At 35.4% G+C, this 13,231-nt stretch carries 7 protein-coding genes and 1 pseudogene; 4 read left to right on the top strand and 4 right to left on the bottom strand.

From position 1 onward, the window contains the following. Positions 1 to 2: 2 nt before the first annotated feature. On the top strand, positions 3 to 1,490 hold the full coding sequence (locus AC0ONG_RS27295; protein ID WP_098472281.1) for a S8 family serine peptidase: 1,488 nt from the start codon (positions 3 to 5) through the stop codon (positions 1,488 to 1,490). Between the two features lie 360 nt (positions 1,491 to 1,850). On the opposite strand, the gene AC0ONG_RS27290 is transcribed toward AC0ONG_RS27295, so the two are convergent. The 3 genes from AC0ONG_RS27290 to AC0ONG_RS27280 are packed head-to-tail and all read right to left on the bottom strand — an operon-like array spanning position 1,851 to position 6,735. Next, positions 1,851 to 2,903: an NAD(P)/FAD-dependent oxidoreductase gene (locus AC0ONG_RS27290; RefSeq protein ID WP_474204853.1), complete on the bottom strand. Its 1,053-nt coding sequence runs from the start codon at positions 2,901 to 2,903 to the stop codon at positions 1,851 to 1,853. Next, positions 2,863 to 5,166, bottom strand: a complete 2,304-nt coding sequence (locus AC0ONG_RS27285; protein WP_474204851.1) for a hypothetical protein — start codon at positions 5,164 to 5,166, stop codon at positions 2,863 to 2,865. The genes AC0ONG_RS27290 and AC0ONG_RS27285 overlap by 41 nt, the downstream gene beginning before the upstream one ends. A 45-nt stretch (positions 5,167 to 5,211) precedes the next feature. After that, the gene (locus AC0ONG_RS27280) at positions 5,212 to 6,735 is read right to left on the bottom strand and encodes a Dyp-type peroxidase (protein ID WP_474204849.1); all 1,524 of its coding nucleotides are present in this window, start codon (positions 6,733 to 6,735) and stop codon (positions 5,212 to 5,214) included. Positions 6,736 to 7,423: 688 nt separating this feature from the next. Between AC0ONG_RS27280 and AC0ONG_RS27275 the strand changes: the two genes are divergently transcribed. From AC0ONG_RS27275 to AC0ONG_RS27265, 3 genes and pseudogenes are all read left to right on the top strand, one after another. Beyond that, positions 7,424 to 9,166 (top strand): patatin-like phospholipase family protein, encoded by a 1,743-nt coding sequence (locus AC0ONG_RS27275; protein ID WP_474204847.1) that lies wholly within the window; start codon positions 7,424 to 7,426, stop codon positions 9,164 to 9,166. A gap of 888 nt (positions 9,167 to 10,054) precedes the next feature. Continuing rightward, a pseudogene (locus AC0ONG_RS27270) lies at positions 10,055 to 10,465 on the top strand (DUF2278 family protein); the annotation flags it as partial. 231 nt (positions 10,466 to 10,696) lie between these two features. After that, complete coding sequence (locus AC0ONG_RS27265; RefSeq protein WP_149185510.1) at positions 10,697 to 11,308, top strand: histidine phosphatase family protein; 612 nt, start codon at positions 10,697 to 10,699, stop codon at positions 11,306 to 11,308. A 283-nt stretch (positions 11,309 to 11,591) separates the two neighbouring features. Here the strand turns inward: AC0ONG_RS27265 and AC0ONG_RS27260 are convergent, their stop codons facing one another. Next, on the bottom strand, positions 11,592 to 12,848 hold the full coding sequence (locus AC0ONG_RS27260; protein ID WP_098472275.1) for a gluzincin family metallopeptidase: 1,257 nt from the start codon (positions 12,846 to 12,848) through the stop codon (positions 11,592 to 11,594). Between the last annotated feature and the right edge of the window lie 383 nt (positions 12,849 to 13,231).

The following is a 13,231-nucleotide window of genomic DNA, read 5'->3' as shown; positions in this document are numbered from 1 at the left end:
TTATGAAAATTAATGATAACTCAGATTTACCACCTATTTTGTATGCAGAAGCTTCTGTTCATTCCATTGGTGGTGAATCGATATTTACTACAACTACAAGTATTACAAGTAAAACAGTTGAGCAGTTTTACTCTAAAGACAATATGATTCATAAATCTGTAGAAAAATTAAAAGCGAATGGATTCCAAGTACTGCATGTGGGACAAACATCTATTTCAATCGCAGCTTCTCCTAAAATTTTTGAAAATGTTTTTCATACTAAAATTGTTATGAAGGAACTTGAAGTACAGGGTATACCAGGGAAAACATCAATAACAATTCTTGATTCAACAAACTCAAACATACAGGGGTTAATTGATACAAGTAATAGTGAATTCGCAGATGTTTTAGAAGGAATCGCAATTAGCGAAAAAGCTTTTTTACATTCTCCTGCTAGTGCACCCTTAGAAGATACTTCAGTAAATACACCGGGTGGATTAGCTCCTAATCCACCCCAAAAAGATTACTATCATTTAAAGCCACCTGAAGATTTAGCTAAGCTTCTTTTAGCAGAGCGAGCACACCAAAAAGGAATAACAGGAAAAGGCATAAAGATTGTAATGGTTGATACTGGTTTCTTTAGACATCCCTTTTTCACTAAAAGACAATATCATATAAATCCAGTTATTCTTGGACCTGAGACGACAGATCCAATTCATGATGAAAGAGGTCATGGAACGGGCGAAGCTGCTAATGTATTTTCATTAGCACCGGATATAGATTTTACGATGATAAAAATGAACAAATTTAATACAACAGGTGCTTTTAAATTAGCAGTAGCACAAAATCCTGATATTATTACCTGTAGCTGGGGGCTACCTACTCCACCAAATCAATTGACAGCTTCCCAATTAACATTAGCAGCAGCAATAGCCAATGCAGTCCATAAAGGTATTATTGTTGTATTTGCAAGCGGTAATGGAGGTGAACCTTTTCCTGGCATGCACCCAGATGTTATTTCTGTAGGAGGAGTTTTTGTTGATAGAAATGGATCTATGGAGGCAACTGAATTTGTGAGTGGTTATAAAAGTACATTTACACCATATAAGGACCGTCTAGTTCCTGATATATGTGGTCTGTCTGGCATTCCTCCTATGGCAGATTATATAATGCTTCCAGTAGAACCAGGAGATTGGTATGATAAATTCGCTTATGCCTCCGGACAAAAACATCCTAATGGTGATGAGACTTCACCAAATGATGGATGGGCAGCTTTTAGTGGTACATCAGCTGCTGCACCACAAATAGCTGGTGTATGTGCATTATTAAAACAGGCGAATAGCCGACTTAGTCATTTCCAAATACGGGATATATTAAAAAAGACTGCAAGAGATGTAACAAAAGGTCAGTCGCAACAAAAGAATCCTGCTCATCAAGGTCCCGATCTTGCAACAGGGTTTGGTCTAGTTGATGCTTCTAGAGCAGTTGATGAAGCTATTAAGATGTCATAAAGATGAAGAAACTCTTCTTAGATTGGAGGAGTTTCTTTATCTTTATAATCGCTTCACCATGGAACTACCATAGTCACTTATCAATAATCGGAATGTATCTCTAATGATTCCATTATCAACTTTAACTTTTTCAAATTATGTAGTCTTTTTCACAGTTGTCTATTTGACGCGGGAAGACAAACAAGTCTATCCAAAATCAAGTGGATTTCATTCATCAACCGTTCGGTCTAACAGCATAAATACAGTCCGATGGCGATAAGAATTAAATCAAAACCCCGATCCTCCGTTACCGGACTTGATCGGGGTTTTATTTTACATGGTCTTTTTTACGCAAGTAATCTGTTCGATAAGCAAACTCATTCAGAATCCCCTAAAACTTGGAAGAAGGGCGTAAAGCTGCTTTAATTTTTCCACATCATGCTCAAACCAATTGCGGATCCATTTGCAGTATCCAAGAATTATAGTGTCCTCTTTTTGCCCCGCATTCATGACTTGCGCAATTGAATGTGCCGCCATCATCCCTGACATGATTGCTTTGAGGACACCGTGGGAAGAAGCGGGGTCTAGTACAGCTGCAGCGTCTCCAACTAAAAAGTATCCAGCTCCTCCAGGGTGACTAATTGCTCGCCATGTAACATCAGCGCCATTCGGTTTACCCATAGGTTTCAGCCCTTGAAATTCTTCAGGAATCCAATCCCTTTTCAATGCTACATTGTCAAAAGATAATTCCGTCCATTGGTACACATTTGGACGCACTCTGGCAGTCCAAGACCATCCATTGTCGTGTGCTACAATAGCTGGCGATGCATCTCGCGCGGGACATGCCCCTGTAGCATAACCGAATCGGGCAATAAGGCGAGGAGAGTAGGTATTGATTTTCAAATTCAATTTCTGCGCTAGCCATTGTCGCCTACCTGTCGCATCTATTAGAAATGAAGATTGAAGCTCCCCATCAGAAGTTACTACTCCTGAAACACGGTTATGAGTTACAATCGGGCGTAAAGCACGACAAGGTTGACGTACGTCAACACCTAACGAGATAGCTTGATGCAGTAGAATTGCGTCAAAATCGGCGCCCCAAGCTTGAAAACCCAGCCATTTCCCAGACTCGTCCGAACCGAATGGGACAAAGTGGCGCTTTCCCTCCCATTGCACCCAATTTCCCTCATGTCGTAGGAATCCTGCTTTATCAAACTCTTCTGTGACACCCAATTGCTGTAAAAGGGGTCCAATTCCAGGGTGAAGTGTTTCCCCAGGGCGATTACGAGGAAATTGCTCCGCCTCAATAATGACTACTCGTAAACCATTAAGTGCGCACAAAATGGCGGCAGCGGCGCCCGCAGGCCCACTGCCAATAATGGTTACGTCCGGATTAGAAATTGACATCTTGTAATATCCAATCACTGTCTTCATGTTTAATTAAAATCTGTACACTGTTAACGAAGAGGATTACTTTTTCATTAATTTCAACATGAACTTTTTGAAAATCATTTTCAACAGGCAATGTTTGTCCTTTGAGATACATTTCAAATCGATACACAGTACCCCTAGATGTTGCAACTGCAAAATTCAATGAATGGGTTTTTTCCCGTGCCGTTTGCAATTCTTCATCAGATAGATCAACTTCTCGAAACGACAGGACGCCCCAATTTGATTTATCACGATGAGTGATCCCCAATGCTGCATAGACACGTGCCATCATTAAAAGCCTATCTTGATATTCTCTAATATCTATTTGACTAGTTAAGCTCAAACTAAATTTTTTATGTAATGAACTATTCACGTAATCTACATAATCAAACGAATTATATTCAATTACTTTTTGACCTTCTTTGTGTAGAGGTCCGGAAACTCCATCCCAGGGAAGATTTCCCGCTTGCCCAATTTCTTCATCAGTCAGAGGGCTCACTGTAGCAAAGCTAAAGCTCCCATCTACGTTCGGTCCAAAAGTTCTTGCTGCATCAGGAGCAACAGCTGGCCAAAAAGTACTTAGGGCTGCACACAGTTTACTATCTTCGGGAAAGGGACTACCAAGTCCGTAAGCAGCAAGGAATTCTGTACCTTCTTGGGTGCGATCAAAGCTTACATCCCAACCAGGCGCAAAGTATCCAGCCGCAGCATCTGGCAAATGGGAGTGCCGAGTGGTTTCTGCTACTTTACCATATTTTGTATTTCGTGGAGGGATCTTATAAGGTAAGGACACGATTGCTGTCATTGTATCATCTTGGCTATTAAAGATGGTTTTTTTGATTGTATTCCTTCCACTCACCATCTCTGTTTTCAATTCTAGGTTTGCAGCTCTGCGAGTATCGGATAATGCGTTAGGACCTCCTTGTTGCCAAATTTCTTTTCTTAATGCTTTTGGAACAAGCTGATTCCACCAATCCATCACTTCTCTTTGGTCACAGTGAGGGAAAAAGTCCGGTGCAGTTACCAGCGAGTAAGCCGGATGATTACCAAGAAATACAGAAGATAATTCCGGGCATATCGCCGCTATCCATCCATCTGCGGTGTAATCAATATAATGAACCGCATCATACCCTCCTTCTTTAATTTCTTTCATTAAAGAACTATTTTCATTGAGATCAACAATTTCCCCATTTTCCACTTTATGACGAATGTGAACATATTCAGGTGCCCGACGAGCATTATTAACAGCGCTTATTTCTAGGCTGGAAGAAAAAAGGTTAGGGTTTTTAGGGACCTTGAATGTGAGTCTTTTGTCTTTGTATTTTGCCTCCTCAATTAAGGGGTGCGGAACTGGTACAATTACATTTTTTCCAAATTCAGGACTATCGGACAACTGTGCAATTCCCTCTTTAAAAATGAAAGGATATTGACTGATATCTGACTCAGACCAACCTCCTTCTTTACCAAGTTCAAGGTGAATACGTCTCAACTTTTCATTAACATGTTGCGCTTCAAGACTTACATTTAAATTTAATTCACTGATACACTCTGTTCCGCTGAAAAGTTTATGGAGAGGAATCCAAAATAATCTTTCCATGTCGCTTTGCCTTTGTTCTTCACTTCTAGAGATTGGTCCAAATTCTTCTTCGTTTCCTTTGCGTTGAACTGCTATATACACCGAATAACGAGCTGGCAAGACTCGAAAGGCAAAATCATCACCCTTGACATTAGGAAGAAATCCTCGATTTTTAGGAGAATAGAGCGGTTCAGTTGTTCCGACCCGTGCGACTCCTGTACGTGAGAAACATAAATCCGCGTGTTTACGGTGAACCGTTTCTGGTGCAGGACGATATTCAGAAGCAAAGACGACAATTGCTAAGTCCTCATTTCTTCCTACACGGCTACGAATCTCAGATAAAGAAGAGGGAGTGATACCGTAAACATAGTTTTCTACTATTTCAAGTTCCCCTAATGTGGGAAAAGAAGTTAATTCTAAACCATCCACACCGGTAACAACGTTGGGGGAAGCTAAGGAGTGATAAAATAGGCTTCGAGCAGGATGCCCCGGTTCAATTCCTCTTGTTCCTTCAAGAGAAAAATCTTCGAAGCCCTTCAATTTTCGATTGATTTTTGCATGAATATCTTTAAGGAGTTCCTGTTTTAAGTCTGCGGCAGAAATATCTAAACCATGTTGAAGAAACAAATCTCTCCAGCCATGTTCTGCAAGTCGATTACATATTTGTCTCACTTGTTCAATCAAAGACATCATTTTCCACCCTTTCCGAGTTTTTATTTGTTTTTATAATATGGATTATACTGTCAATATATCCGTAAGGGCTTTGATGGATGGCTGAAAAAAGTACGCGCCTCCTGTCATCGTTACCCACTCCTGCATGAAGTTTATGCTCTTATCCTTTTCTGGTAATTTGAATGAATGTTTTTCACCATCATTGTCTTTTTGCCCCACAATGGGATCTTCGCCATCCCCTTTTGATGGAAAGTCGATATTATTAGCCCAAGCCTGCTGCATGAATTCAAACTGCTCTTTAATACTTGCTTGGTAGGTCATAAATAATAATCCTCTTTCCTCGTCTGGTGCCAGCTCAAAGGATTTCCCATAAGGAATGCCTCTACGAAGAAGCATCTTCGTTCGGTTAAACTCGGCAGACCTAACATCACGTGGATTAAGCTTACGAACATGCGCTGCAAATGGGCATGTTTTCCCTTCGGAATCTCCTTCTACACCCGGAATTTCTTGATTACCTACGGCCTGTTTCAATTTAATTGCAGGTTCGGGATTTACATAGGAAAAGTGGTTGTTTGTAAACTCATCATTGCCGATAGACGGATTATCTTCTTCCTTTGCTCTAATCAAAGGCGCACCGCTTTTCCAACGGCCAATCAGTTTAGCACCTAGCAGGTCAGAGTTCATTCCTACTTCTGCCGCCATATTCTCTACGAATTTATTAAAGGCTGCTACATCTTGCTGCAAACGTCGAAATACCAAAAAAGAGCCGTTGCGTGCCCAATCCGGTAAGCCGGCTAACGTATCCGAATCTGGATCTGGTTGAACAAGATTTTCTTTATTTTGTTTCTGATAGCCCAATACGAACTGGCCAGGCCATATAAGCGGTGCTCCCGGCTTGGAAAATTTCTGCGCACGCTCATCATTTGGATCAATCAAACGTGCAGTGAGGAAGTCCTCCTGTTTGTCCGATTTAAGCCCGCGTATCCCTGGTTGAGATATGCCGTCCTTATAGCCAAAGTGCTCATGACCTGGCTTGTTCGTGTCCATACGTGTTCTTCCATTCTCTTCGTGTATCAATTCCAGACCACCATTTACTTTCAAGCTCTCTTTTATACTACTTATACGTTGATTAAGGAGATCTTCTGTATCACTAGCCACGATTAACAAGAGATCTGGTAGATTTGTCGGACCACCAATCACCCAGTTTTGGTGATCTAATCGATCGCCCAACACTTTCGACCTTGCAGCCATACCTTGCGAGAATGCTTCATCTTTTTTAAAGTGCTCTGCTTCCTCTGGAATCAATTTTTTCAATCCTTCGAAGGTAAAGGCCACATTAACCCATGTTGCGGCTAGCCCAGGTGGATCCTCGCCATTCAATCGAACACGTAGTGACTTGAACAGATTGTTGAACCGTAACACTTCATTTAGAGAAGAGATTTGAGGTACCAGGTCCCTTATCCATTTTTTAGCAGTATCAGACTGGGTAATTTTTAAAAAAAGCAAGTCCTGAAAGTCTTTGTTAAAACCAGCCAAACTGTTACCTTGAATGTCGTTGATCTCAATAGTGGGTTCATTTAGAGCCATTTGATTTAACCTCCCTAATTAAATTACCGTCTATTGGAGACGGCTTTTACAGCAGTAATAATTCCCTTAATGTATTGACAAAAGAAATTGGTCAGACTAGGACCTATAGGGTCAATTCATTACAAATAGAAATTATTCCCAATGACAATCTATTTAATTCAGGTTTATATAATTTAAGAATGTAAGTCATAAATTCTTCGTCTAGTTTGTTGCTAAGAAACCGCGCAACAGAACCCTGGAGATTGTGCAGCTTGCATGGGAATTCAGGTAAAGTTTTGATTTTACTCCATTGGTTCTGTCTAAATTGAAACTTACCATTTTCTACAACTCAAAAATATTGATTTTCTTTCATGTTATTCTCCTTAAGATTTTATAAAATCCCACCTAGTGTTTTGTATTTATCAACAACGAATCAAACACGATATTTTCAAAGCTCTTAAAATGACTCAAATAAATCTATATGATTTGAAAATATTTACTTCAAAATAGAGTTATGTTGAATATGTAAGAAAAACTTACAGAGCTTTATTAATTACGTATCAAAAATAACAAGCAGTGATTTGAAGGATTGATACGGACAAGAATGGAGTCATTTATTGTTCATAGCATAAAAACTATAAAAAAAAGAAAACATAAATTTTAGTTATTCATAACAAATTTTTAAAGAATTAAAAAGGAGACTTTGGTTATGAAAGAGGAAAATATTGAAAAATTAGGACTTGCACTTTCTGGTGGGGGGTTTAGGGCATCTTTCTATCATATTGGTGTACTTGCAAGGTTGGCTGATTTGGGTTTGCTTCGTTCTGTTGAATTCATTTCTACGGTTTCAGGTGGCTCTATTATTGGCTCGCTTTATTATCTTCATTTAAAAAAACTACTGGAAGAAAAAAGAGATGTTGAAATTAAAGATGAAGACTATCAGGAAATTATTGCAAAAATTGAAGTGGATTTTCTAAAAGTAGTCCAAAAAAATTTACGTTTAAGAACCTTTCTTAATCCAGTAAAAAATATAAAAATGATTCTTCCTAATTACTCAAGAAGTGATCATATTGGAGAGCTTTATGATAAATTTTTATACAGAAAAGTTCTTGATACAAATAACACACATCCTATAAAAATGAAGGATCTAATTATCAAACCCTGCTGCGAGAGTAATTCTTTTCACCCACTTAAGGATAATGAAAAGAGAAGTGCAAAAGTACCAATACTTCTTATTAATGCAACAATCTTAAATAATGGCCATAACTGGTGTTTTAGTGCTTCAGATATGGGTGAAACAAAGATTGACCAATTTAGAAAAAAATTTGATAAAAATTTCCGATTAAAAAAAATAACATCATATGAAGACATATACAAACACGAAGATTTCGAGCTTGGTTTAGCCGTTGCCGCTTCGGCCTGTGTGCCTGGAATTTTTGCCCCTCTTGCTATTAGTAATCTTTATGATGAGGGGGTACGATTACAATTAGTTGATGGTGGTGTCCATGATAATCAAGGGATTAGAGGATTATTAGATAAACGATTAAATTGCACACATTTTGTAATAAGTGATGCATCAGGACAATTAAAAGATGAAAGGGAGCCTAGTGTACAGATATCAAATGTAATCAAACGTTCAAATAGTATACTATCGGATAACCTACGAGAGCAACAGTTGTCCAATATAATTAAAGAACATACAGATAATGTTGCCCTATTACATTTAAAGAAAGGATTGCCTGTAAAGGAGGTTTCCTACTTTGATAAAAGACATAATCTTAAAGAAGAATCTAAACTTTGTAATCCGGAACAGCCTTGCGAGATTTTCGGGGTCAATACAGATGTTCAAAACCTCCTATCTGGTATCAGAACAGATTTGGACTCTTTTTCAGAAGTAGAAGCTTTTTCTCTTATGCTTAACGGCTATAAAATAAGTCAATATGAATTGGATAAAGTAAATATAAAAAGTTTTGTTACAAATACCGAATTAAAAGAGGAAAGATATCAATTCTTTAAGATTGATTCATGGATTTCATCACCTGTTATTAATTCTTATTATAAAAGTCTCCTTGAAACTGCAAGCAAACGATCTTTTAAGGCTATTAGAATGAATTTTCTGGTAAAATTTATAACTATTTTATTGGTTGTACTTATATGTGGAACTATTATAAGTACTTTCAGCTCAAGGTTTATTTACTGGGCAAATGAAACAATATCAAAAGGTCAAATATTATTAATAATTCTCCTTTTAATAATCTTGTTTATTATATACAAAGGATTAAATTTTTTTTCGCACAGAATTCTTTCTGTATGGTTCTTAATAAATCTGTTACCATTTCTTCTTATATCTTTAACAGGGTTTGTATTTATTGGACTTTATCTAATCACTTTTGATCGACTATTTCTATACTTAGGTAGTTTTAAAGTGTTAGAAAAAGAACGAATAAAATGAAAAATAAAAATGTAGAATAGGGGGCGTAGAAAAAACGGCTTTAATAATTGATACCGTTTTTTCTATATCTATTTGAGTTTTTTGCATGCTTTCCACTCCAAAAGCGATTAGAACTCTAAAGGCATAAAAAATTCACCCCTAAATATAGATTTTTTTAAAGTGACTAAACAACGAAAAACTCTGAAGGAGAAATTCATCTTGTATATTCTACAAGAAAGTCTATGTTTTTTTAAGAACTACAACAATTAGAACCTAAAGAGAAAATTAATTGGTATGAATATAAGATGTATCTTTTAATTGATTCATTTTACGTTATTCCTTTGAATAAGTTTAAGAACATCTATATTATAAGTAATCGGTAATATATTTCATGTATGAAAAAAGAATTAATAACCTTATATATAAGGTTATTAATAATTACATCTAGTTTCTTTAACTCGTTATGATTTTAATTAAGATGAGAGTTTTTTTAGGGTTTAGAAATTTGCTTTACCTTTTAGTTGTTAATTATTTTTTAAAAGGGAAGTTATAGTATGGATTGAAGAGAATCTTGTGAAAAAGAAACTTACATCCTATATTGTATGATTTTACCAAGTGTTAAATTTAGCACTTTGTTAAAACTAATATTTGATTAAATAAAATTTGGAGAGATAAAAAATGTAGCCAATAAATTATAGTGTCCTAAAAGGACACGTGACAGGCTATAGTCCTGACCATAATGATTCAACATCGTACCTTCATGTTAGAATTAAAGATAATCGAAAAACACGTCAGGTTATTATTAATACTTTATCGCGTATTAGCCCATCAGAGTTATTATAATACGCAGGACAAGATTTCCATTCAGATCAACTAACTCATCTTCCTGATTTAGAATATGGATTTACATTAATTGGAGATGCGAATTCTAATATAGCACTGGATTATATTAGAGGGCATTTACTTGATCCTTGTAATATGATTTCACTCCCTGTGACGGCTTTAGGAGAAGATAATGATTTATTAGACAAGTTATTATACTATATGTCACAAGCTAAGAATAATCCGGAAGTAGATATTTATACTTATGGAGAAAAAATCCCTCCTGGAATCCATAATGTGCATATGAATCAAAGGAATGTTGAGGATTATAGAGGTGGTGATGGCATATGGCAAGATGGTGGGATGTTTCTACATTGTAAAAATACAAACGAATGGGTTGCAGTTTTCTTAGCATTTCAATCACAATCTTGGTGTACAGACGATGAAGGACATGCTACTAATCCAGTTGAAGAATGCAATCACAAAAGTGGTTGCTAATTTAAAATCTGCTTTAATATCTAGATTATGTTTGATTGTTGGACTATCGTATCTTGAATACTATACAGAATAAATTAATATGAAATGATGTATAGTATATATTTTCTGTGTTCTTCTAGAGTTGAACAAACTATAAGTTATTTACTTGTAGTACACGTATGAATAAAATCATTTGGAATAATAGATTTGTTTAGGTTATTAAAAAGTAAATGAGAGAGAAGGTTCAAGAAAATGTCCGATACAAATTTTGGAAATCGTGAAGTGTTGGATTTATCATTATTCAAAGCAATTCAAAATGGTGGATATAATCTATATTTAAGACATGGAGAAAGGGACAATAAATCAGAAGGACGAGTAGATTTTAAAGATTGCACAACACAGAGCAATCTAACTAAAAAGGGAAAAGAACAAGCAATACAAATAGGGGAGATTTTTAAGAAGAAAAACTTACCCATTCAATATCCTGTATATACAAGTCCTTTTTGTCGAACAAAAGATACTGGGAAACTTGCTTTTGAAGAAAGAAATATAGAAGTAATTACTGAGTTAGCTGACATTAATTATTTAAATATAGATAATCCAAATGAAGAACAGAAAATAGTAAAAGAAAAATTAATTAGATTGTTTGAAACAATCCCTAATAAGGCTTTAAATAGAATTTTTATTGCTCATAATCACACTTTTAATAAACATATACAATGCCCTGATAATAACAGTTCTGGTCTCTGTTTTTTAGATACAATCATCTTGCAACCAAAAGGTGAGGGGAAGGAATATGAATTTATTGGTTTAATAAGCTTAGATCAATTTATAAAATGGTCAGATGACAAGAATCATGAATAAAGGTGGTTACATTTTATTCAAAGAAAAATATGTTTTTAAAAAACGTAATGTAACAAATTTAAAAGAAAGTTTCTTTCTCGTTAATCAAGGCTATTTTGTTAAATTTGAAACATGATTGTTATGCGGACTATAAATCCTTGCTATTTCATTATTATTAAAATATCGTAAACACTAAAGTGATACCTCTAAGGTATCACTTTAGTGTTAATAAACTACTTTTTCATAGCCAAGAATTTATAAATATTAGTATTTTCAACATTTTAATATTAAATTCTCTACTTGTTTATTCAGAATCAAATTTATCCACTATACCAATTTTAAGTAGTCTGGGATTAACAGATGAAATTTCACGCCACTTAAAACAATTAACAATAGTTTGTTTGTATTTACTGTTATTTAGTTCAGCATCAGCATTAATTATATTCTTTACAACCTTCCAATAGTATAAATAATCTGGTGAAGTATTGCTCCAAGCTTTAGCTATTAACTTCCCAAAGGAATCACGAGCATCAAGTAATGCTTCTTTAAAAGCAGCTTCATTTCCTTGATAAAGATGTTTAAATTCATTTTGTATGTTTTCTCTTTCATCAATTGATGTATGTTTATCGTGAGTTTTAAAAGCTCTTTCGCCTAGTTCTTTGGTAATAAGTCCTTTTTCAATCAAATTATTTTGGAAAAACTCTACCAATATATCAAAGGCTCCGCCAGTAAAAGGTTCAGACAAACCATGTTCCTCAGAATCATGAATATCCGACATTTTTATATCATTAAATGCTTTACGAAATTCATGTGATTGACTTAATTCCCCCATACGTGATAGTTCATTTACCGAAAACAAATTTCCTTTTGTTTCATTCAATAAATGATCTATTACTGAATTAAAGTGCATTGAAGATATAATTGCTACTATATCGCCAAATGCTTCATGATGTCCTCCATACTCTTTTGTTTCTCTGTTCTCCTCAGATGGAAATCCAATTACAGAAAACTTAATAATATGCCCAGTTTCATGAGCAACAACATCAAAGTTTTCACAAAGTGGATTACTATAATCTATTCTATTTGTAGTACTTCCATATCCAAATTCTATAAAACCATATCCAGCTTGAGCATTATTTTTCCATTCAACACGTGGAATTATTTCTAGCTTAGAAAAATCTTCTTTGAAAAACCAATTTATTTTTTCACCAAAATAATCTTCCCAAATATCTAAGACCCTTCTAACTGTAGCGAAAACACTCATTGACGAAAATTCACGACTCTCAGGATTAATGTAATCAAAATGTCCTTGTGCATCGGGTTTTGCAGGTGGAAAGTGTGCGGCTGTATATGGAGGTCCTTCACCTTCTAAATAATGTTTCTTATTTTGGGCATCGATTACATACATTCTTTCGTCCTTTGGACCTTCTTCAATCGAACCTGGTAATGCATTAAGATATACTATCTCAGGATTTCGAAATGCTTCTAATTTTTTACTTTGTGGATAGATTAAAAATCTGATGCCATTTTCTCTTGCTTCAGCATCTAACCTTTGAGACATATATAATTCCCTCCTTCGATAATTATTAAGTTTCTTTTCTTGATTCTTAAATACAAAAATAATTTTCTCTATTAGTAAATAATTTATTCATAAAATTGAATTTAAAAAATATGGAAAGGAAGGGATTCTATAACATGTTTCATGGGGAAAAGAGGCATGTGGCAACTAATTAATATAGAAGCCATTTTAATACAATTATAAAGGGAGCAAAGATGTCGAGTTCCCTTTCGAATATATTGGATTCCATAAAAATGAGTTTACATTCCATATATTAATTTATTTGGAACAGACTTGGCGATGGAAAAAGTATAAAAAAAGATTTTATTTTCATGACATGATATTTAAAAAGGGATGACAAGTAACAAATGAATACTACCTGTATA

It is taken from the genome of Bacillus sp. TCT6 (assembly GCF_056033845.1).
This window is presented reverse-complemented; position numbering and strand designations above follow the sequence as displayed.